General features: G+C 48.6%; 17 protein-coding genes and 1 tRNA gene. 13 read left to right on the plus strand and 5 right to left on the minus strand.

Annotated features, from left to right (window positions below; all coding sequences use genetic code 11):
* Nucleotides 1–6: 6 nt before the first annotated feature.
* Nucleotides 7–777, minus strand: a complete 771-nt coding sequence (locus FIV45_RS08055) for a DUF7847 domain-containing protein (RefSeq protein WP_099471855.1) — start codon at nt 775–777, stop codon at nt 7–9.
* A gap of 209 nt (nt 778–986) precedes the next feature.
* Between FIV45_RS08055 and FIV45_RS08060 the strand changes: the two genes are divergently transcribed.
* Nucleotides 987–3,209 carry a S9 family peptidase gene (locus FIV45_RS08060; protein ID WP_099471856.1) on the plus strand — a complete coding sequence of 741 codons (2,223 nt, stop codon included), beginning with the start codon at nt 987–989 and terminating at the stop codon, nt 3,207–3,209.
* A 21-nt stretch (nt 3,210–3,230) separates the two neighbouring features.
* Here the strand turns inward: FIV45_RS08060 and FIV45_RS08065 are convergent, their stop codons facing one another.
* Nucleotides 3,231–5,729: a PAS domain-containing hybrid sensor histidine kinase/response regulator gene (locus tag FIV45_RS08065; protein ID WP_099471857.1), complete on the minus strand. Its 2,499-nt coding sequence runs from the start codon at nt 5,727–5,729 to the stop codon at nt 3,231–3,233.
* 276 nt (nt 5,730–6,005) lie between these two features.
* Between FIV45_RS08065 and FIV45_RS08070 the strand changes: the two genes are divergently transcribed.
* The 5 genes from FIV45_RS08070 to FIV45_RS08090 all read left to right on the plus strand — a co-directional run bounded on the left by FIV45_RS08070 (nt 6,006) and on the right by FIV45_RS08090 (nt 13,592).
* A complete protein-coding gene (locus FIV45_RS08070) occupies nt 6,006–7,667 on the plus strand; it encodes a cadherin-like domain-containing protein (protein ID WP_099471858.1) in 1,662 nt (553 codons plus the stop codon).
* Nucleotides 7,668–7,880: 213 nt separating this feature from the next.
* Entirely contained in the window at nt 7,881–9,155 is a 1,275-nt protein-coding gene (locus FIV45_RS18705; protein ID WP_099471859.1) for a calcium-binding protein, read from the plus strand.
* 34 nt (nt 9,156–9,189) lie between these two features.
* On the plus strand, nt 9,190–10,539 hold the full coding sequence (locus FIV45_RS08080; RefSeq protein WP_099471860.1) for a TolC family protein: 1,350 nt from the start codon (nt 9,190–9,192) through the stop codon (nt 10,537–10,539).
* Nucleotides 10,536–12,311 (plus strand): type I secretion system permease/ATPase, encoded by a 1,776-nt coding sequence (locus FIV45_RS08085; protein ID WP_099471861.1) that lies wholly within the window; start codon nt 10,536–10,538, stop codon nt 12,309–12,311. The genes FIV45_RS08080 and FIV45_RS08085 overlap by 4 nt, the downstream gene beginning before the upstream one ends.
* A gap of 3 nt (nt 12,312–12,314) precedes the next feature.
* On the plus strand, nt 12,315–13,592 hold the full coding sequence (locus tag FIV45_RS08090) for an HlyD family type I secretion periplasmic adaptor subunit (RefSeq protein ID WP_099471862.1): 1,278 nt from the start codon (nt 12,315–12,317) through the stop codon (nt 13,590–13,592).
* Between the two features lie 21 nt (nt 13,593–13,613).
* Here the strand turns inward: FIV45_RS08090 and FIV45_RS08095 are convergent, their stop codons facing one another.
* Together FIV45_RS08095 and FIV45_RS08100 are read right to left on the minus strand one after the other, a co-directional pair.
* Complete coding sequence (locus tag FIV45_RS08095) at nt 13,614–14,033, minus strand: group I truncated hemoglobin (protein WP_099471863.1); 420 nt, start codon at nt 14,031–14,033, stop codon at nt 13,614–13,616.
* A gap of 1 nt (nt 14,034) precedes the next feature.
* A complete protein-coding gene (locus tag FIV45_RS08100) occupies nt 14,035–14,925 on the minus strand; it encodes a DUF3034 family protein (protein ID WP_099471864.1) in 891 nt (296 codons plus the stop codon).
* A 144-nt stretch (nt 14,926–15,069) separates the two neighbouring features.
* On the opposite strand from FIV45_RS08100, the gene FIV45_RS08105 reads away from it, so the two are divergent.
* Nucleotides 15,070–15,690 carry a cupredoxin domain-containing protein gene (locus tag FIV45_RS08105; RefSeq protein ID WP_099471865.1) on the plus strand — a complete coding sequence of 207 codons (621 nt, stop codon included), beginning with the start codon at nt 15,070–15,072 and terminating at the stop codon, nt 15,688–15,690.
* Nucleotides 15,691–15,725: 35 nt separating this feature from the next.
* Nucleotides 15,726–18,116: an EAL domain-containing protein gene (locus FIV45_RS08110; RefSeq protein ID WP_099471866.1), complete on the plus strand. Its 2,391-nt coding sequence runs from the start codon at nt 15,726–15,728 to the stop codon at nt 18,114–18,116.
* Between the two features lie 73 nt (nt 18,117–18,189).
* Here the strand turns inward: FIV45_RS08110 and FIV45_RS08115 are convergent.
* Nucleotides 18,190–18,279 (minus strand) — tRNA-Ser (locus tag FIV45_RS08115).
* 215 nt (nt 18,280–18,494) lie between these two features.
* Here FIV45_RS08115 and FIV45_RS08120 point away from each other — a divergent pair.
* The 5 genes from FIV45_RS08120 to FIV45_RS08140 are packed head-to-tail and all read left to right on the plus strand — an operon-like array spanning nt 18,495 to nt 23,368.
* Nucleotides 18,495–19,538, plus strand: coding sequence for a lytic murein transglycosylase (locus FIV45_RS08120; protein ID WP_235868138.1), 1,044 nt, complete (start codon nt 18,495–18,497; stop codon nt 19,536–19,538).
* A gap of 5 nt (nt 19,539–19,543) precedes the next feature.
* The gene (locus tag FIV45_RS08125) at nt 19,544–20,383 is read left to right on the plus strand and encodes a septal ring lytic transglycosylase RlpA family protein (protein ID WP_165776949.1); all 840 of its coding nucleotides are present in this window, start codon (nt 19,544–19,546) and stop codon (nt 20,381–20,383) included.
* Between the two features lie 33 nt (nt 20,384–20,416).
* Nucleotides 20,417–21,586 (plus strand): D-alanyl-D-alanine carboxypeptidase family protein, encoded by a 1,170-nt coding sequence (locus tag FIV45_RS08130; protein WP_099471869.1) that lies wholly within the window; start codon nt 20,417–20,419, stop codon nt 21,584–21,586.
* Nucleotides 21,579–22,250 carry a dTMP kinase gene (tmk, locus tag FIV45_RS08135; RefSeq protein WP_099471870.1) on the plus strand — a complete coding sequence of 224 codons (672 nt, stop codon included), beginning with the start codon at nt 21,579–21,581 and terminating at the stop codon, nt 22,248–22,250. Before FIV45_RS08130 ends, tmk begins: the two co-directional genes overlap by 8 nt.
* A complete protein-coding gene (locus FIV45_RS08140) occupies nt 22,247–23,368 on the plus strand; it encodes a DNA polymerase III subunit delta' (protein WP_099471871.1) in 1,122 nt (373 codons plus the stop codon). The genes tmk and FIV45_RS08140 overlap by 4 nt, the downstream gene beginning before the upstream one ends.
* Nucleotides 23,369–23,373 lie beyond the last annotated feature (5 nt).

Raw genomic sequence — 23,373 nt, forward strand, 5'->3', positions numbered from 1 at the left:
CCTCCCTCAGGCGAAAACCTGGGACAGTTCGTCGATGTCGACACCTTCTTTTGCTGCGCGCAGTTCGTAATACACCATGGCGGAAATCACGGAACCAAAGGCGGTAATATAGGCGCTGACGATATACAGGATGGTGCCCATGAGCGGCAGGTTTCCTATAATTGCCATCAACCCTCCTGCAACAGCATTGATAAGTGTTGAAATAATAACCACCAGAACTAACAGCCCGAAGATGCTCCAGCGGTGTCCCTTGGTCAGTTTCTCACTGCGGGACAGACAATCGCCTATGTTACGGCCTTCGACCACCCGCACGGGAATGGCAACATAAAACATGATTGCCAGAATAACGCCCGGCACGATGAGCAAGATCATGCCAAGGGCTATGATAAATCCAATGATGATGGCGAGTCCTACGACGGGAAAGACAACGGCAAGGCCTTTGGAGATAAGATCGCCTATGCTGACCTTATGGCCTTTCATGCTTTCAAAGGTGCCATAAATCAGCATGGCGGACAGCAGGCTGCCAAAAATAACCTGTAGCACCATCGTGACCCCGGCGATGGCCAGTGGGTTGGAGATGTCACCCAAGGTAACCGGAGACCCGCCTAATGGCGCAATAATGAAATAAGCGTTGGGGATCATCAGAATCAAGGCCAGCAGACCAAAAGAAGGCAAGTTGCTGTTCAATGTAGAAAAACTGTTTGCCAGAACCCGTCCAACGGAAAATTCCCTTGTCAGGGAAGCTGGCGGCGTCTCTTGTGGTGTTTCTTCGGTCATGTGATATCCCCTTCGATAATATTTTTATAATCCTGTTCTAAGGTGGAATTACTATGACTCAGACCCCGTTGCAAGTCAAACGGGATCAGAAGGTTAAAGTGCACGCGCAGTGAGGCATTTCATTTTATCTCTTTGACTTCAGAAAGAAATACACCATAAACTAGCGCCAATGAAATGATAAACAATTGGGAAATGTCATGGGATACACAATGGAAAAACATCTAAAGCTTGGGAAGAAAAATGTATACTCTGGAAAAATTGCCCTGCTACTGGCCGTGGGTCTTGGTCTGACCCTCACGGGCTGTGGTGAAGGTGGTTCGGATCAGAATACGAAAACTCCCCGGAAAGAGACACAAAACACAATGAATTCAGAAACTGTGCAGCCCCCTGTTGCAAAGAAAATTCCTCATACCATGGAGATCCATGGGGATGTCAGGACAGACAATTATTATTGGATGCGGGATGATGAGCGCAAGGCCCCTGAGGTCTTGGCATACCTGAATGCGGAAAATAGCTATACGACAGCAAAAATGAAACATACCGAAGCATTTCAGGAGAAGCTGTTTGACGAAATGACGGGACGGTTGAAGAAAGATGACTCGTCGGTTCCTTATCAAAAAAACGGATATTGGTATTACAGTAATTTTTCCGGTGATCAGGAATATCCGGTCTATGCCCGCCGTACCGGCAGCATGGACGGTGAAGAACAGGTTATTCTTGATGCGAACAAGCTTGCTGAAGGGCACGAATTCTTCTCTCTCGGAGGGATGGCTGTCAGTTCTGATACGACCCTATTGGGATATGCGACCGATGTACTGAGCCGTCGACTGTATAAAATAGAATTTAAAAACCTGGGAACTGGTGAGAAACTTGCGGACATATTGGTGGATACGACAGGCACGATTGTCTGGGCCAATGATAACAAAACCGTTTTTTACATTAGGAAAGACCCACAAACCCTCCTTGGATATCAGGTTTTTCGTCATAAACTGGGCACAGACCAGGCCGATGATGTACTGGTGTATGAAGAAAAGGACACCACTTTTTATACCGGTCTCGGCAAAACCCGTGATGACAGCGTGATTTATATTTATCACAGTCATACCAGTAAAAAAGGTGCCTCGGTTATTGATGCCAATAAACCTGATAGCGCTTTTAAATTGTTTCACCCGATAGAAGACGGTCATGAATATTCTTTTGCCAAATTGGGGAATGAGTATTACATCCGCACCAATTGGCAAGCTAAGAATTTCCGTCTGATGAAAGTGGATGCAACCCAAACCACAGATAAAAGCAAGTGGCGTGACGTGGTGCCTCATCGGAACGGGGTATTTTTAAGTGATTTCGAGCTTTTCACCAATCATCTGGTGGTGCGGGAGAAGGAAGAAGGGTTGACCCGCCTGCGGGTGATGGACCTGGCCGGCGGGAAAGATAGGGATTTGGCTTTTGACGATCCGGCCTTTTCCGCTTCTATCGGCTATAATCCGGAAATTGATACAGACAAAATGCGGGTGAATTACAGCAGCCTGACCACCCCGAGCACAGTGTATGAATATGACCTTAAGGATGGCAGCCGGGCAATTCTGAAACAGGATGAGGTGCTTGGTGATTTCAACCCGGCGAATTATGCCAGTGAACGCCTTTTTATTGAGGCGCGTGACGGCACCAAGGTGCCGGTTTCCCTGGTTTATCGTAAGGAATTGTTCAAGCAGGACGGCGTAAATCCGCTTTATCAATATGCCTATGGGTCTTACGGTCATACCATTGAACCACGTTTTGACAGTTCTCGCCTTACCCTTCTTGATCGCGGGTTTGTTTATGCCATTGCCCATATTCGTGGTGGGCAGATGCTCGGACGAGGCTGGTACGAGGACGGTAAACTATACAATAAAATGAATACCTTCACGGACTTTATTGACGCGACCAAAGGGTTGGTGGCGCAGAAGTATGGCGCCAAGGATAAAATATTCGCGGTTGGCGGCAGTGCAGGGGGGCTCCTGATGGGGGCCGTGGTCAATATGGCGCCGGAACTGTATCGCGGTGTGGGCGCCCACGTTCCTTTTGTGGACGTGCTGACTACGATGCTTGATACGTCTATTCCCTTGACCACCAATGAATATGATGAATGGGGCAACCCTAATGAGACAGACTATTACGAGTATATGAAAACCTATTCACCCTATGACAATGTCACGCGGCAGGATTATCCCAATATGCTGGTTACCACGGGGCTGCATGATTCACAGGTGCAATATTTTGAACCGGCCAAATGGGTTGCTAAATTGCGAGATTACAAAACCGATAACAATAGATTGTTGTTCCACGTTAATATGGAAGCGGGGCATGGCGGCGCGTCGGGGCGTTACAAACGCTATAAAGACAAGGCGCTTGAATTTGCCTTCTTCTTCGACCTGCTTGGCATCATGGAATAACCGTCGTAGCTTCTCATAAAGTCAAAAGAGTACCCGATCAAAGGCGTCCATCAGCTTTTCCAGGCTGATGGGCTTGGTCAGGTACTCTTCAAAACCGGCGCTCTTGCCCCGGCGAATATCTGATGTCATGGCACTGGCGCTGAGGGCAATAACAGGTGTTTTGCGGGTGGTTTCTGATTGTTTAAGGTAATGCAGGGCTTCCAGGCCATCCATTCCAGGCAGATTAATGTCCAGCAGAATAGCGTCCGGCTTGCTTTTCTCGGCAATTTTAAGACCAACCTCAGCGGATTGTGCCGAAATCAGGTGAATATGAGGGAGCTCTTCCATAATGGCTTCCATCAGGGCCAGATTTGAGGGGTTGTCCTCTATATACAAAACCATAAAATGGTTATCATTTTGCCGTTGGGCGACAGATGGAGAAGAAGGGGCCGTGTCCTGCTGTTGTGGCTGGTTTTTCTGAGGGGCGGCCAAAGGAAAATCAATCCAGAAACGACTGCCAAGTTCTTCCACGCTGTGGAAGCCAAGAGAACCATTCATTTCCTCGATCATTTTCTTAGTCAGGACCAGACCGATACCGGTGCCCTCAACCTCTGTGATTTCTGCACCAAGCCTGTTGAAAGGCTGAAACAGCTCCTTCTGTTTGTCGAGAGGAATTCCGAACCCGGTATCACTGATGGTGAAACGAAACATTCCCGTTTCGGTGATCTGACTATGCAACGTTATTTTTCCGCCCTGGCGATTATATTTCACGGCGTTTGAAATAAGATTCAGGATAATTTGTTTGGCCCGCAGATGATCCGCCAGAATAATATCGTCTGTCTGCATCATATTGTTTAAAATAGATATATTTCGCTCTTCGGCCAAAGGCTGGGTAAAGGACAGGCATTCATCGATCAGTCCTAGCGTACTGACCCGTTCAATAGAAATGCCGAAATTGCCGGCTTCAATTTTAGCCAGATCAAGCACTTCGTTGATGAGATCAAGCAAATGTTCGCCACCGCGTTTGATTTTTCCAACAAACTCATTTTGTCGTTCGCTGAGTTTTTCCTTTTTCCCGCTTTCAAGAAGCTGAGCAAACCCCAAAATGGCATTGAGCGGGGTGCGTAGCTCGTGGCTCATATTGGATAAAAATTCAGATTTGGCTCTGTTGGCTTTATCGGCTGCCACCCGGGCGCGGTTTAATTCTGAAGTGCGGTCTTCGACTAATTCCTGCAGGTTATCGCGATGGCGTTCCAGCTCTGCTTCCGTATTTTTCAGATCGCTTACATCCATTGCGAAAACAACGATTACCGGCTCTCCGTATATTTCTTCGGGGCATAGTGTTTTGATGGAATGAAACCAGTAATCTCCATCTCCTATCGGAAATCTGCGAATGACTTCAACAGGTTCATAATTGCCGCGGTGGAATATTTCTCGATCATTTTGCACGATTTTGGCGCCGATTTCTCTGTTGACCAGAAGTTCCGCATGGGAGTGACCGATAATTGTATCTATATCTTTATGGAGGAAATTACATAAAGCCTTGTTGGCTTCGAGAATGATACCGTCGTAATTTTTGACAAACACCATCGCGGGCACGCTATCTATGATGGCGCGCATTCTGTAGGCGCTTTGTTTGATGAGTTTCTCTGATTCAATGCGATCTGTGATATCTACGGTAATACCCAGGACCCCGACGACATTATCTTCATTGTCCTTCAGGGGGATCTTGCTGACCAGAACTGTAAAAACGTCCCCTTCGGCATTCTCATATTGTTCCTGAATATTAAAAATACCTTCGCCTGTATCCAGAACTTTTTGGTCGCAATATGCGTAATATTCCGCGCGCCCAGGCCGGAATTGGTGGTCCTCGCTTTTGGTTCCGATGATGTCCTCGGGGGCATCAAGCTGAATAACCTTGGCGAACGACGTGTTGCAGCCAAGATAGTTAAGATTGCGGTCTTTCCAAAAAATCTGATTGGGAATTTGATTGATTAAGAGTTCAAGAAACTGGTTCTGTTTAAAAAGTTCGTTTTCAATATCTAATCGTTTTTTTTCAGCTGATTTATATTCCAGATATTCGCCGATTTGTATGGAACAGATCTTGAGAATATCTTTCAGGTCGCTACGGGTGAGGGGGTTGATGTCCATAACCCCGATTAGGCCGTTGATATCTCCGGTCCCTGTACGGGTGGCTACGCCGGCATAGCTGGTAATGTTTTCTTTGGCCAGCAACTCATCTTCGGGAAAAGCGCTCTGCACATCGGTTGCATGCAAAAAGAAATCTTCTTTAATGACACGGAGGCAGGGGGTTCCTTTGAGTGGATATTCAAAATTGGTCTTTACCTGTCCATTGGCGCATAAGGATGCGGTACATACTGTTTTTGCCGCCAAGGCATCGGCACCGTCAAACGTGTCAATAAATACAAACTTGATCTGGAGCTGTTCTGACAGAAAAACGGTAAGGGCGTCAAGAAAACCCAGATCTGACTTTTCCCATTCTCTGTTGTAGAGATAATCAATAACGCGCGAAACGCTCATATTACGCCTTTTCCGCTGATACGACACCAATCGGCCGGAACAAATTTAATTTTAACATTTGGTTCCCAAATTACACCATAAATTACTTGTATGTCACAGTATCACTATAGTGGCTTAAATCCAATTTGATTAACCTTTTTATTTATATCGTAAAATGTATTTCAACAGATAATATAGTATAGCTTGAGATCTTTATATCCTTGCATTCTCATTTATTGAGAGATATTAATGTTAAAATTAAATGAAAAGTTGTATTAAATTTAAATGGGGGCATAAATGTTGCAATCTGTTCAAACGATCCATCGTGATTCCGAAAAAAATAACACCACTTTAGAAAAAAACACCTCGCATCCGAAAAAAATAACCCGGGCAAGTACCATTGTGCTTGCTTTGTTGCCTTTGTCTGCATGTGGCGGAGGCGGGAGTAGCCCGACGACAACAGCTCCTCCGGTAGCCCCGCCAGCAACGCCAGATTTTACAGAAGACCCCACGAATGTATTTGTCGCGCGAGATGATAGCGCCCGAACTTTGGATAAGGGTACGGCTACGGCGAACCTCACGGTTACTGGCAAAGCTGGTGATGACAGCATTACGACGGGTTCTGGTGCCGACATAATCATAGGCGCTGGAGGAGGGGACACCATCTCTTCGGGTGCTGGCGTTGACTTTATTCGAGGCGGTGAAGGCCTTGATACGATTGATGCCGGATCTGGTGATGATGTGATTGTGGTTGTTGGAACGACCTCGGCGGACCAATATGACGGCAACGATATCACCAACCCTGCGGGGTCAGGAATGGACTTATCCAGTTTATTGTCATTGGCTGACTTGAATGGCCGTACGGTGAGCGAGGTTGTCAGTGGCGAGACGATCGATGGGGGAGGAGGAAATAATACCCTCTATATATATGGGACAGTGGATTTAACAGGCGTTACGCTGACTAATCTTACACAATTAGTGGTAAATTCAGATGTGACCCTAACTCAGGCCCAGATTAATCAGTTTACGACAATTAAAGGGGATGGAAGTTCTGTTCTTAATATTACTGTCCCAGATGGTGCCGACGGTGTTGTGTTGGATTTTAGTAATGTTGACTTGACCGGTATTGGTGAAATCAATGTGAGTGGCAATATCACCATTACCATATCTTCTCTGGCAGACCTTGAAGGTGTCGGAAACTTCATAACTTCAGGCGGAGCAAGTTTTAATCTGGCTTTCATTGCGGGAGAGACGCCAACTGAAATAAGTTTGCAGGAAATCTCAGATATGTTTGCGGGCGTCACTTCTATCAATCTTGGAGATCACGTTACCTTAAAGGTTGATGCACCTGAGCTATTGGCAGAACTGGGGATCACCTCTATTTCAGGTAATGGATCTTTGCAAGCGGATGACACTATTGAAGCCCGTACGGCGTTAGATAATATTGTTCTTGAAGTCGGTGCGATTTATGCACAAACAGATAATTTTACAACGGCAGAAGATACGCAGATATATTTGTCGATTTCTGATGATATTCTAGGTAATGATTCTTCCCTTTATGGCAGTGATGTCACCTTTAACAACATATCTCTGTCCGGTAGTTCGACTGAGAATGCTACCGTAAGAATTGATTATGATCTTGGGGTGGTTATCATCACTCCAAATGAAAATTATACTGGTGCTCTTGAGCTAACGTATAATATTAGTGATTTTGAAGGTAATCAAACTTCAGGTGATGTTTCTGTCGATGTCGCTTCAGTAGACGATCCGGCAACGGCGTATGGGGCAACGGCAATTGTTTCAATTGGGGAAACAAGAAAATTATCGATTGACGGTATCGTTGAAATTGGCGGAATAATTATTGATCGTGATGGCGATCAACTGCATATTCAGGACGTGGATAGTGATTTGTCGTCGCTTGTAATCCACGTGGTGAGCACAACGCACGGGTCTGTATAAAAAAATGGCGCAGTAGTTACTGAGTTCACTTACGAGGATGTCGCGGACGGAATAGTTGAATTTTCGCACAGTGGTGGTACGGACCTTCCGCAACTGACACTGGCGCTGGAAAATGAGGCTGGGGTACTAGGTGAAGAGTTTGATGTTACAATTAAACTCGCTGATATTGATAATACTTATATTATTACTTCTGCGGGGCAATTTCCTTCTGGTTTGGTTATTGGTGCCAATGAAACCAAAATAATTGAATCTCCGTACGAATATTATTACAGCAATTCAAATACTCAAACCCTGACCAATTATGGGTCTATCGAAGCGTCAACTTCAGAAGAGGGCTTTTTTGTGCCGATTCAATCCGATGCGATTGAATCAGTTACAAATTATGGGAGAATAGAGGTGCTCGGAGGGAGCACATCAAGTGCGGTAAACTTGAAGGTTTCAGGCCAGTTTATTAATCACGGATTAGTAGAAGTCTACGTAAACCTTTCTTCTGATGATATTAATTATCAGGCGGCTGGCGCAGTTGCTATAGATATTATAAACACGGGAACTATCCTGGCATCTGGTGAAACAACGACCGGTGTTCTTGGTCAATTCGGTTTGAACCTCACAAACTCAGGCACAATTTATGCTAGTGGATCAGAAGTCACTACCGGGGTATTCGCCTTTGACAATGAAGCGTATATCACGAATAGCGGTGTGATCATGGCAATTGCAACAAATGATAATGCTGAACCGTCGAAAGGGATAGCGTTGTGGACTTATAACAATAGTGTCGTAAATTCAGGCACAATCGTTGCGGATATAGCCATCGATTCCGTGTTGACAACCACTATTGATAATACAGGAAGCATTGAGGGAAATATTGATCTGTCCTCCGAGGTAGATACCCTTTCTAATAAAGGCCTAATCAAGGGGGATATTATTCTCAATGGGGGAGATGATATTTATACTACCGTTGGAGGCCAGACTATTGGTATTGTTGACGGGGGTGCAGGGGATGATATGCTTCAGGGGGGGGGCGCGGCCGACTACTTAAAAGGGGGTGTTGGAAATGACAGCCTTTACACGGGCTCCGGTGGTGCCGATCACCTGTTCGGAGGTTACAACGATGATCTGCTCTATATTGAATCCACCGATTTCTCTATGCTGAATGGGGGAGACGGTGTGGACGCCGTTATTATTGCCATGAATGAGACCGCTATTGATTTTAGCCTGTATGCTAAAGATAATATCGAGAATATAGAACAAATTATTTTTGATGCCTCAGGCAGTAGTCTCAGTATCTCGCAACAGGATATTCTGGAAATGACCGATGACAATAACCAGATTATGATCATGGGCGATGTTGGTGATACAGTTGCATCTACGGGACAAAACTGGGAGCAAGGAATTAACCAGGTGGTTGACGGGGAGACGTATCATACCTATACCTCGGGAGATGCCACCTTACTGGTGGATTCTGATATTACGCAGACGATATCCTGATAGAACGATTTGTAGGTATAGACAGGCGGCATAAATGAAAAGTACAGTTTGGGGGAAATACATTTTGTATTTCGTCGTGATCATTCTTGTAAGTATACAAGAAAACCATGGACATGCGGAAGAGAAAAACTCACCCGCCTATACTCAGCAGTTCAAAGAAAATATTCAGGCGGCGGTAAAAAACCATCCTCGTACAGCGGCCGCTATTGCCCAGCGGGACAGTTATCGATTTCGTCAACGCGAAGCTGAGGCGGGGCTGTACCCAACTCTGGATATGGGGCTTTCAGGACGTTATCGCCTGGCCGAGGATTTCGAGGAAAGGATTGATAATTTTAACGAGCGCACCCGCCGCAAGGAATCTGCTCATGCGACCCTGACCGGACGACAGTTGCTCTATGATGGGGGACAGACCTCAAACCGCATCGCCAGTGCCAAACATTCCTTCACCGCCGCCCATCAGGAATATGACCTAACGGCATCCGATGTGGCCTTGTTGGCGGTAGAAATGCATTTCCAGGTCATTTTCCAACGCAATCGTCAGATCCTGCACGAGGAAATCATAAGTGATCACAGGGATATGCTGGATAAGGTGACATTGCGATTTGAAAGCGGACGCGGCGCACAACGTGATGTGGCGCTATTACAATCCCGCCTGGCGCTGGCCGAAGCTGAAGCTTCGTCAGTGCGCAAAAGCCTGGAATCCAGTCTCAGTCAGTATGAAGAAAATTACGGCTTTGCTGCCCAGACGCTAAAGCGCCCTGAGCTTGCCCTGAATATTCCAGCAACTTTGTCGGAAGCTTTGGAAATAGGCTTTCAAAATAGTCCGTCTCTTAGCATGGCCGGGGCGATGACCCAGGCCTCCAAATCCACGGTTGCGGCGGAGAAAGCTGATCAATTGCCCCATGTATCATTGGAACTGGCGGCGACGAAGTATGATCTGGACCGGGGCAATGATGATTATGATGTCACCGGTCGGTTGGTTATGAATTATAATCTCTACAGTGGTGGAGCGACAACAGCGCGGATTGCACGCTCTCGCAAGGATTTCGAACGCACCCGTCATCTGGAAGCCGAAACCAACCGTCGGGTAACCCGGGAAATCAAAGTGGCCTATCAAAATATGCTGTCTCAAAACGATCGGGTTTTAGCCCTGAAACGGGCCACGGACGCCAGTCTGAAAAATGCGGAACAGCTTCTCGAACAGTTTGAAGCAACCGGCGGGAGCCTGCTGTCTTTACTAGAAGCCAAGAAAGATTATTATCAGGCCCGTGAGCAATATATGGCGGCTCTGGTCGAAAAGGATATTTTGCGTTACAGTCTGCTCGACGCCATGGGTACCCTGAACATGACATTGAATATCCGCATACAAAAGGCAGAAGAATGAGCGACGCACAAGACACGACGCTGGGCGCGACCACGACGCCAGGAAAAATCTGGCAGGACCACTGGTTCTGGGGCGCTTTTCGTCAAAACTGGTGGACCTACGGCCAAATTATTCTGGCGGCCGTCATGATCAATTTCTTTTCCCTCGGCAGCTCTGTCTTTATCATGACAGTCTACGACCGTGTGATCCCCAATAATGCCGTTGACAGCCTGGTGGCGCTCTGCGTCGGGATGTTTATTATAATCGGGTTTGATTTTCTTTTGAAATATCTCAGGGCCTATTTTATTGATACCGCCGGGCAGAATGTGGATATGACCGTCGCCAACGGCATCTTTGACCGGATCATGAAATTGAAACTCTCGACCCAGAAAGGCTCGACCGGGGGCTTGGTCAATACCGTGCGTGAATTTGAATCCATACGGGATTTCTGTACCTCCGCCACACTGGCGACAGTGGTCGATGTGCCGTTTATCTTTCTTTTTCTTCTGGTCATTGCCATCATAGGGGGGCCAATTGTCATCGTGCCCGCTCTGGCTGTTCCATTTGTCCTGATTGTCGGTTTCGCCATCCAACCCTTTTTGTCACGATTTTCCAAGGAAGGCATGCAGGAAGGCGGCAGCAAGCAAAGTACGTTGGTGGAAATGGTTTCTGGTCTGGAAACTCTGAAAACCCTGGGGTCTGATCAGTTGTTTCAAGATCGCTGGTCCAAGGCTGTGGAAAGCCATTCCAAGGTCAGCCTGCGGTCCCGCCTGTTCAGTCAGATCGCCATTAACAGCGCCGCTTCGGCTCAGCAGCTGACACAGGTAGGGATTGTTGCCTATGGTTTCGTCCTGATTATGCAGGGCGAACTATCCATTGGTGGTCTGATTGCCTGCGTGATTATTGCTGGACGTTGTCTGGCGCCGCTGGGGCAGCTGGCCAACCTTCTGACACGGTACAATCATGCTAAAACTGCTTATGCTGCGCTTGATAAACTGATGAAGCAGGATAGTGAAGAAACCAGCGATCGGGATTTTATCCGGCGAGAAAGCCTGAAGGGCAAAATTGAATTCAAGAATGTCACATTTAAATACCCGGATCAGCCGATGCGGGCGCTGGACAGTGTATCTTTCACAGTAGAACCGGGAGAGAAAATCGGAGTTCTTGGTAAAATCGGGTCCGGTAAAAGCACGGTACTCAGGCTCGCCGCCGGTTTATATGAACCGGATGAAGGCGCTGTGCTGATTGATGACACAGACTTACGTCAGATTGTCCCGGAAGATCTGCGCCGTAACATGGCGGTTGTCCTCCAGGATATTGTGCTGTTTTCCGGCAGCATCAAGGAAAATATCACCATGGGGCATGATGATGTCGCCGATGCGGATATCTTAAGGGCGGCGGAAATCAGTGGGGCCCAGGACTTCCTGGGCAAAATCCCCAACGGTTATGACGTGAAGCTGCGTGATCGGGGCGAGGGGCTGTCCGGCGGCCAGAAGCAAGCTTTGGCCATTGCCCGGGCATTGGTGCGCAAGGCGCCGCTGGTGATGATGGATGAACCAACCAGTGCCATGGACACAAGTTCGGAAATGAAACTGATTTCTCAGTTGAAAGAAGAACTCAAAGATCGAACTTTTCTGATTGTCACCCACCGGCCAAGTATGCTGGCGCTGGTTGACAAGATCATCGTCATTGATCAGGGCAAGGTTGTCGCCCAGGGACCGAAAGATGATGTGTTAAAATTTCTTGGGGGCGGACAGAACGCGACCATCCCCGGCGCGGCCAGGAAGGGATAGGTTATGACGAAGTTAAAGGTTAAGCCTACCTCGGCGTCAAACATCCTCTTGCTGAGTATCTTTGGGTTTTTTGTATTGTTCATCCTCTGGGCGTCACTGGCGGAACTGGATGAAGTGACCCGGGCGACAGGCCGTGTAGTGCCGAGCAAGCAGATTCAGGTGATCCAGAATCTTGAAGGCGGAATCATTAAAGAAATTCTGGTTAAACAGGGAGACAGCGTCAAGGCCGGTGACGTGCTGGTTCGGCTCGACCGGACCCAGTTCGATGCGGATTTTAACCGCAATGAAGAAGAATTCATGATGCTCAAATCATCTTTGATCCGTCTAACGGCCGAAAGTCAGTTCGAGGTGCCGGAATTCGAACCGTCATTCACGGAAAAATATCCAACCTTGGTGATCAATGAGCAAAATCTCTATCATGCCCGTCGCGCGGAGTTTGAAGCGTCCATCAGCAGCCTGAGTGCCCGACTGAAACAGATTGAACAATCGGCGATTGAGGCCGAGATCAGCCTTATCAGTGCACGCTCCGCCGAGAAGACCACTGCCGCGGAGGTGGAAATGCTGAAACCACTGGTCGAAAAAGGGATTGAACCACGCCTGGAACTGATCCGGGCCGAACAACGCCTGATACAGGCGGAAGGCGATCATAAAATTGCGGCGTTGAATGTGGGTAAAGCGGCTAAATCGGTAGAGGAAGTCAATCTGCAGATTGAGGCCGCACGTCAGAAATTCCGTGCCAGCGCCCTGACGGAACTGAACGATGCACAGAACCAGATAAACAAGTTGCTCGACGCTTTGCCGGCGTTGTCAGACAAGGTCGACCGCACCAATGTGATTGCCTCGACCGATGGCACCATAAACCGGGTTCTGGTCAGTACGGTCGGCGGTGTGATCAAGCCGGGCATGCCGATTGTGGAATTGGTGCCGCTTGATGATACGCTGCTGATCGAAGCCGAGGTTCAGCCATCGGATATTGCATTTTTGCGCCCGGGCCAACCGGCGCGGGTCAAATTAACGGCCTATGATTATTCCCGTTATGGATCGCTTGATGCAGAGGTCGAGAATATTTCTCCCGATGCCATTATGAATGAGCAGAAACAAAATGTTTATATCATCAAGATCCGCACGACGGAAAACAGCCTGATGACCGGTGAAGGTGATTTTCCAATCCTGCCAGGCATGGTCGCGGAAGTCGACATCCTGAATGGTAAAAAATCGATCATGCGCTATTTGATGAATCCGGTGCTGAAGCTTAAGGACAATGCCTTCCGGGAACGGTAAAGCTTTTGAAGGCTGGTTCCTTTATTTTTCCACCACATCCCGGTGCATGGGGGCGAGCAGGGCGAGAAGCTTGTTTTGTGTGGCTGTCGGGATGTTGGCTTCCCGCATGGCTTGCTGCAGGTTTTCCACCAGTGCATTGAAATGCAAAGTGGTCAATTCCAATCCGACATGGGCTTTTTTCATCGTGACCCCGGTGTAGATACAGGGTCCGCCGGTGAGCTGACACACCTGATCGGAAATATGTTTCGCCAGCCGGTCCATTTTACTGCGGGCAAAGGTGTGTTTGATCCGGGGGTCTTGCAATGATAAATCCAGAGTTCGGGTCACCACCTGGGTGATAGCGGCCTGTCCGCCGATCTTGTCATAGAGAGTTTCGGCCTGGCCCGGTGTGGAGAAACCGAGCGCGATGATTACAGCGCATAGTGAGAACCATTTTGTCATCTTAAAATCCTGCCTGTAAAGAGAGATACGCCCCGCGCTGTCTGCCTTGAAGGGCAATGTCGCCCAGATCAAGGGCGGCAAGGGTTAGGGAAATATTTTTGTTAAAGAAATACGCCAGATAAGCGGCGGCGGCGTTTTGTTCCCGGGCGAAGGCAAGGTTGTCGGGCTTCGTCCGGTAATCCACCCCTGCCACCAGGTTTGAGGTAATCATGTAAGCGAGAGAAAATTCCCCTTGAAGGGAGTGCCCGGACGTTGCACTGCCAAATCCTAGAAGACCATACTGGTTGGCTTCAGTGAGCCGCGCCGTGGCGCTGATGATCAGGCTGTGATCAAGCAATATTTTCGTTGCTGCGAGGTAATACTCAAAACTGTCGTTGTCTGCTGACCCGAGGGCGCGGACCAAGGCGTCTTCCTTGTTGTTTTTATACGTCATGCCGACCGCGATCTGGGGCAGGAGCTTATCCTGATCATAAACGGCATTGCCATACAGACGAATTTTCGCCCCGATGATATCCTGATCAAAGACATACCCTTCACCCAGGCCGAGACGTCCCCCGGCGTCCCGTGTGTTGAACCAGTGGTGAGTGTAGCTCAATTCCACCCGGTCATAGAGGCCAACGGAGAAACCGGTCGCCTGCAGGGTGAAATCAGATAAGACAGCCGTCGTATGGTGGGCATTGACGCCGACACCTCGATCAGACCCGTACCCCGTGATCAGGGCCCATGTGCTCAGGCCGCTGCCGCCGGCGCCTTCGATCTGGCTGACACCGCCGGTGGCGACAAGCTTGCCTTGGTCAAAAAGACCGTCTGCCGACGCCACAGATGGCACGAGCAGAACACCGGAGATAATAACTGCTTTTGCGAGGCGTTTATGAAAGCTGGAGAGAGACATTTTTATTTTCCGACTATGACATCTTGCTCTGGGTATCAAGGAATGTTTCAAGGCAAGGCCATATATTAAAGATACTTTAAACTTTTCTACATAAGGTCGACCCTATATCTGACGCGTTAATTATTTCTGAATTTAGGGATTGAAATGGCTAATCTGTATGGTTTTATAGCATGTCTGATGGTGGGAACGCTGTGGAGCAGTGCCGCTTTTGCGGGATCGGCGACGGTTTCAGTTCTTGATCAGGAAGGCAAACCTGTCCCCAATGCTGTCGTCAGTTTTACGTCCGGAGATATCAGTAAAAACAATTTGTCCCCGGGTCAGGACCAGTCGATCATGAGCCAGCAAAACAAACAATTTGTCCCTCATGTTTTACCGGTTCAGGTCGACAGCAACGTACTATTTCCCAATAAAGATGACTACCGCCATATGGTATATTCCTTTTCCAAGGCCAAAACGTTCCAGATCAAGCTTTACGGGGGAGAAAACCAGATTTCCGTTCCCTTTGAAAAGCCGGGTGTGGTGCCGGTCGGATGCAATATACATGATGACATGCTGGGCTATATTGTTGTCCTGAACACGGGGCATTTTGCCAAGACCGATGAAAAGGGGCAGGCTATTGTGTCCGATATTCCTTCAGGAACCTACAGGACCGAGATATGGCATCCGGTTCTCCAGAACAAAGCGGCAGAGTATACACAGGAGCTCGACATGCCGGCGGATAATACATCGCTGCCAGTCACATTCACGATTAGCCTGAAACAATAGTATTTTTAAATCTGATCCTTAAAGAACCCTCTCGTATGACACTTTCTTTTACAAATTTTAAGACCAAACTTGTTGTCTTCTTTGTTTCGTTATTTGTTCTGGTTCAGATCATTACGAATACGGCGGTCTATATTACGACGAAAAATAACTTAGAAAATCAGGCTGTTTCAAACCTGACATTCAGTGGTCAGGCCATTCGTCGCGCCGTGGCCCAGCGTAATCAGGAACTGAGCGCCGCAGCGGAACTTCTGTCCCGGGACTTTGGGTTTCGGGAGGCCGTTGCGACAAAAGATACGCCCACTATTATTTCAGCATTACAAAACCTGACCACCCGTATTGATACCGATCGGGCCTTTATCGTGTCTATGGATCAGAAAGTATTGGCCCAATATGGTACAGAGGAACGGACGGATTTATCTGTAAATAAGGACAAAGCCCTTTTCCCGCCAGAGGTGTTCGCTGCGGTAGAAAAAAACGGTGAGGCTTCTGGCTTTATTCAGATCGACGGAGTGATGTATGAAATCGTCATCTTGCCTGTTCTGGCGCCGACGCCGATTGCGTGGATGGTATTGGGGATAGAAATCAACAAAGCTTATCTCGACGACATCAAGCAAACGCTGCCCGTAGGACTGGAAATCAGCATTGTGCATCATCAGGAAAATTCAGAAGCCCTGCTCGCGGCGGATACTTTTTCTCTGGCAAATGAACTGGAAAATACATTTCTGCCTGACTTAACTGATTTAAAAAGCGCCGAAGTTTTTCAGCAAAACATCACCAATCAGCGGTATATGTCGCTGACTCTGCCTTTACAGTCTGTGACCAGCCGCCATACTATTTATGCGGTTGTACATTACTCACTGGATGTGGTTTTTAGTCCGTTCAAGCCACTTATGATTACACTTGCCGGGGTTTTGCTGGCCGGGATGATCGCGTTTATCTATGAAAGTTTCGTGATCGCCCGCAGTGTGACCCGTCCCCTGCAGGAACTGCGTACTGCGGCGGTTAATATTTCAAAAGGTGTTTATCAGCCTTTGAATGACCTGCACCAGAATGACGAATTTGGCGACCTTGCGGCAAGTTTCAATAAAATGATTGAAGATATTGATATCCGTGAGCAGAAAATCACCTTTCAGGCTGAACACGACCTGGAGACCGGGCTGCCGAACCGGTTGAAATTTGAAACAGTGCTTGATCAGTTGATCGCCGAAAACCCGCCGGGTGAGGCGGGGAGCCAAAATATTGATGTTTTTATTTTGACTTTCCAGTCCATTGCCGAGGTCAGGAATAGTTTGGGATATTCTGTCGCTGAAACGCTGATTTCACAAATGGGTGCCCATATTTCAGCAACGCTTCCTGCAGCCGATGTGTTTTTTGCCCGGCTGAACACCATATCTTTTATCCTGGCGCTTAGGGAGCCTGTCGAAGATCGTCTGCATACGATGCTGACATTGCTGAAGAGTTTCGACAAGCCCTTTATCTGTGGTGATTACAATATTGATATGACGGTACAGATTGGGGGAGCGACCTATCCAGAACACGGTAAAACGGCGGCCGATCTGATACAGAAAACCCACATCGCGATTTCACAATCATCAGGCACGGCGCATCACTACGGCATCTATAATGCGGAAAAAGACACTCAGGATACGCAAAAACTATCCTTGATGGGTGATTTACGGGCGAGTATGAATAAAAATGAGGTTTTTTTCCATTACCAGCCCAAGATTGATTTGAAAACCGGTCGGATGACCCATGTCGAAGCCCTGATGCGTTGGATACACCCTGAAAGGGGATTTGTGGCCCCGGATGAATTTATCCTGCTGGCCGAACAAACCGGCCATATTCACGCCTTGACCGCCTGGGGACTGGAACAGACCATTGATGCCTGCGCCAGATGGCGTGAAGCCGGCTACCGACTGAAAATGGCGATGAATTTGTCAGCGAAAGATCTTGTCAATCGGCAACTTCCGGATCAGATCCAGCGGTTGATGACGGAAAAACGGGTTTCCGCGGAATGGATGGTCTTTGAAGTTACAGAAAGTGCCGTCATGCAGGAGCCGGAGATCGTGCTGGATACCCTTAACCGCATGTCGGATTTGGGGCTGACCCTTTCGATTGACGATTATGGTACGGGCTATTCATCCCTAAGCTATTTAAAAGAGCTTCCGGTGAGCGAGTTGAAAATTGATAAGTCATTTGTTCTCAGTCTTGCCACCAATAAGAACGATCAGATTCTGGTGCGGTCCACCATTGATCTTGCCCATAATCTGGGACTTAAGGTGACGGCAGAGGGGGTTGAGGATCAGGTCAGTGCTGAACTGCTGAAAGCTTATGGGTGTGATGTGGGCCAGGGGTATTATTTCAGCCGGCCAGTATCAGAAGAAGATCTGCTGTCCTATTACAGAGAACAGCGGCAGGCGTCCTGAAACAACGGAATTATGGATTTAGCCATGATGCAACCAGTCATGGCATCATTTTCGGGTTGTTAAATAGGGAAAGTGGCGGAGAGGGTGGGATTCGAACCCACGATGGGCTTGCACCCATGCCGGTTTTCAAGACCGGTGCATTCAACCGCTCTGCCACCTCTCCGAAATACTGGGTAACAAGTTGAATTGCTGTGAGGACAGGATTTAGCGGATCGGCTTCAACAGGTCAAGGGCAGAATGATCCGCATTGAATTATTTTTGCCAAGAGTTTAAAAAAATGCCTTTATATTGCCGTCATTTATAGACATTATAGAAACTGTAAACCGGGACATTAAAGCAGGGATACCTGCAGAAAAGGGATATGAGGGCTTGAGTATAGTGATTACAAGAATAATTCTGACGTTTTCCATCTTGATCATGAGTTTCACCAATGGTGCAATCGCGAAAGACCGGGTTGTCCCAGATAACCCGCAGCCCTTTGAAGAATGGGTTGCGGACCTGAAGACAGAAGCCCTGGGCAAGGGCATCTCAGAATCTGTTTTTGAGGCAGCCTTTCAGGATATTACGCCAGACCCGAAAGTTATCAAGCTCGACCGCCATCAACCCGAATTTACCCAAACCTATTTTGATTATATTTCCAAGCGAGTTAGTCAGACCAGGATTAAAAACGGCCTGAAGAAGGTCGCTGAAAATGCGGATGATCTGGCGGCGGTCGAAGATAAAATCGGCGTGCAGCAGCGGTTCATTGCTGGCATATGGGGGATGGAAACCAATTACGGCGGCTACACGGGGGGCTATAACGTAATCAAAAGCCTGGCGACTCTGGCCTATGACATGCGACGGCCAACCTATTTCCGTAGCCAGTTGCTCGGCGCACTGAAAATACTGGAAGAAGGCCACATCACCCCGGAAAACTTTAAAGGATCCTGGGCTGGCGCCATGGGGCAGGGGCAGTTCATGCCAACCAGCTTTTTCGCCTATGCCTATGATTTTGACGGCGATGCCAAAAAGGATATTTGGACCAATCAAAAGGATGTGTATGCATCCATTGCCAATTACCTGAAGAAACATGGCTGGGAATCTAACCGAACCTGGGGGCGTCAGGTCAGGCTGCCTCAGGACATTGATGGGTTATGGGAAAAGGTTAAACAAACAGGGAAAGTAAAATCCTGCCGACGGGCCCTGAAAGACCACAGCATACAATTGTCTCTGCCGGAATGGCAGGCGCTCGGCGTGCGGACCATTTATGGCGCCGATTTGCCGAAGGTGACGGACCCTGATTTTACGGCTTCTTTGGTGATGCCCGCGGGTAAGGATGGGCCTGCGTTCCTGACCTATAAAAACTTCCGGGCAATTTTGAGCTATAACTGCTCCAATTATTATGCCCTTGGTGTAAGCCTGTTGTCGGATGAGCTGAAATGAATTTCTTGAAGACAATATTTATTCTGTCGGGCTGTTTGGTGCTTGTTGCCTGCGGTAATAATTCAGGGACTTATGAGGCGGGAATACCTCCGGTTCCCAATCCGGCCTATAAGGTTGGCAAGCCATACAAGGTGGCCGGGAAAACCTATCGTCCGGTTGTGGACCCCCAGTATGATCGTACAGGCCTTGCGTCATGGTACGGCAGCCAGTTTCATGGCCGTAAAACAGCCAATGGCGATGTATTTAACATGAATGACCTGACGGCAGCCCACACGACTTTGCCCATGCCCAGTTATGTGAAGGTCACCAATCTGGATAATGGCAGGTTTCTGGTGTTGAAAGTCAATGACCGTGGCCCGTTTGTCGGTGATCGTCTGATTGATGTTTCCCGACGGGCGGCACAACTGCTGGGGTTTGAGAAAAAAGGGGTCACCAAGGTCCGGGTTCAGGCCGTTGATGGTCCGCAGGGCAGGTTGCCGCAGCAAAGAATGGCCAATAATGCTCCTTCCGTAAAGAAGAAAGCCCCTCTATTGGTGGCCCGACCCACGATCGACGTGGTGGAGGAAACATTGACCGCGCCGGGGAATGCTTCGTCGGTGCAAGAGGCCAGGGCCAAGAAGCTTTATGTGCAGATTGGTGCCTATTCTGATCCCAGAAATGCCAATAAAGTTGCCAAAGACATAGACCATGTGAAGGCCGCAAAAGTGGAAAAGGTTGATGTTAACGGCCAAAATTTATATCGTGTCCGTATAGGCCCGCATCCTACGTTAGAATTTGCCGAGATAATCCTTGGCAGAGTTCTTTCTCTGGGTCACAATACAGCCCGGATCATTAGCGACTATTAAACACTAAGCAAAGATCGAATAATTAGAAATATTATGACAAAAACCACACTGCCGCGCCCTTTAAAAAGTCTTATTATGCTGCCTGTCTTCTGCCTGAGCCTTCTCAATGCGGAAGCAGCGGAAATCAAAACCCAGGCCAAACATGCCATCATGGTGGAGGGGTCCACTGGGGCGGTGTTGTTTGAACATGATGCCGACGTGACCATGCCGCCGTCGTCAATGAGTAAATTGATGACAATTTATTTGACGTTTGAGCGCTTGCGTGATGGTAATATTCTGTTGGATGACGAACTGGATGTCAGTGAAAATATCTGGCGGAAATGGCGTTTGCAGGGATCAACCATGTTCCTGAAAGCGGGACAGAAAGTTACCGTGCGTGATCTGTTGATGGGCGTGATTGTTCAGTCCGGCAATGATGCCTGCGCCGTTCTGGCAGAAGGGCTTGCCGGATCAGAGACCGTTTTTGTTGAATGGAGCAATGAAAAAGCACAAGAACTGGGGATGACAAATTCACATTTTACCAATGTTAATGGCTGGCCAGATCCTCAGCATTATATGTCTGCACGCGATCTGGCGACTCTGTCACAGCATCTGGTATCTGAATTTCCCGATTATTACGCCATGTTCAAGGAAAAGAAATTTACCTATAACGATATTTCCCAAACCAACCGTAATCCGATTCTCTACAGCATGCCGTCGGCGGATGGTCTGAAAACCGGACATACCGAAGATGGGGGATATGGTGTCGCGGCGTCCGCCATAGAGGATGGCCGGCGACTTATCCTGGTGATTAACGGTCTTAAAAGCAACCGGGCCCGTGCGCGGGAAGCAGAACGCCTGTTGAATTACGGCTTCCGCAACTTCAGTGTGTACCCGTTGCTGAAAGCCGGTGAAGTGGTTGACGAGGCCAATGTCTGGCTTGGGATGAATGGCAAGGTTCCTCTGGTTATTGAAGAAGATGTTGTTCTGTCAATCAGCCGTCAGGACCGCCGTAAAATGAAAGCAAAAATCATTTATACCGGTCCGATCCCGGCTCCGATTGTCAAAGGTCAGCCGATTGCGATGCTGGAAATTTCCGCCAAGGATATGAAACCCGTAACCTATCCTCTTGTCGCGGGGGCGGATGTTTCTAAACTGGGCGGAGTGAGCCGTCTAAAAGCGGCGTTTAATTACCTCCTGATGGGATCGGCAGGCAGTGAATAATCAGACAACTCCGCGGGGAAAATTCATTTCCTTCGAAGGCGGCGAGGGGGTGGGAAAATCCACCCAGGTCACGCTGTTGCGAGATCATTTGACCGCTGAGGGCTATGAAGTTGTTGTCACGCGGGAACCCGGTGGAACAACGGGGGCAGAGGAGATCAGACAACTTCTGTTGTCCGGTGATACAGACAAATGGCTGCCGATGACGGAAGTTCTGCTGTTTTACGCCGCCCGGGTGGATCACATTGAACGGGTGATCAAGCCGGCGCTTGAGGCCGGAAAATGGGTAATCAGCGACCGGTATGCTGATTCCAGTTTTGCATATCAAGGTGCCGGGCACGGCCTGACCCAGGATACCCTGAAAGAACTGCATCATATTGCGACCCGTGATTTCTGGCCGGATCTTACTCTGGTTCTTGATGCGGATGTAGATCATGGCCTGTCCCGTGCAACGGAAAGAGAAGCGGCCGTTGCAGCCAATAACCGTGAAGACCGCTTTGAAAATATGACAAATGATTTTCATCAGCGGTTGCGGCAGGCTTTTCTTGATATTGCCGCGGCAAACCCAGTACGGTGCCGGGTCATTTCAGCCACAGGGTCTATTTCAGACGTCGCACAGCGCATCTGGCAAGCGGTTCAGAATTTTCGACAAGGGGCGGCAGGGTGAGTGATATCGCACTTGAACAGGGGCTCGGTTTGGGACTTGATCTGCAAGGTCATGAAGAGGCTGAACAGATGTTCCTGGACGCCTTTAACTCCGATCGCCTGCATCATGCCTGGCTGGTGACAGGACCGCGGGGCATCGGCAAGGCGGCGCTGGCTCACAAGATGGCCCGCTTTTTGATGCACAATCCGCCAGAAGCTAACGCGGGACCAAGCCTATTTGGCGATGTGTTGGAAAAAACACCGGCCGAAAGTCTGAATACCGATCCTTATTCGGGCATTAACAAGGTAATTACCGCTGGTGGACATGGTGACATTGTGGTGATCGAACGTACCCCTGACGAGAAAACCGGTAAAATGAAGGCCGAAATCGGGGTTAATAATGTTCGGGTATTGCAGAATTTCTTTGCCAAGACGTCCACGGAAGGCGGGTGGCGGGTGGCGATCGTCGACAGCGCTGATGAAATGAACCGCAACGCCGCCAATGCGCTGCTGAAATCCCTGGAAGAGCCACCAAAGAACGCTTTATTGATCCTGCTGGCCCATGCGCCCGGCAAATTGCTTCCGACCATTACGTCGCGTTGTCGTCAGATGCGGCTCAGCCCGCTTCCAGACCAGGCTGTCACGGCTATTCTGTCCAAACAACATCCGGAGCTCAGCCCCGACGAAGTGGCGGGCTATGCCATTTTAAGTGAAGGCAGTCCCGGTTATGCCCTGAAACTGGTCGAGAATCAGGGGCTTGAGCTTTATATCCAGATTCTGGAAAACCTTGCCGCCATGCCGTGGATGAATGTGCCGCTGGCGCATAAGCTGGCCGACAGTCTGTCATTGAAAAAGGATGAGCAGAAATATGTGTTGTTCGGCGAGTTACTGACCCGTTTTATCAGCCGTTTGACGCGCCATGTGGCGCATCTTGACCAGGGCGGCCCGTCGGATGCAAGCCCGGTTCGTCCGGTATTGACCGGAGAGCTGGAACTGATGGCGGAAATGGGTCGGCGAATATCACTTGATCAGTGGGTCGACCTGTGGGAAAAGGTATCTCATAAAATGGGTTTGATAAATCTTGATCGCAAGCAGGTGATCCTGAATATTCTCACCCTGTTAAATCAGAGTTTAAAATAAGAGCC

This window comes from Paremcibacter congregatus, from assembly GCF_006385135.1.
Lineage (GTDB): Bacteria > Pseudomonadota > Alphaproteobacteria > Sphingomonadales > Emcibacteraceae > Paremcibacter > Paremcibacter congregatus.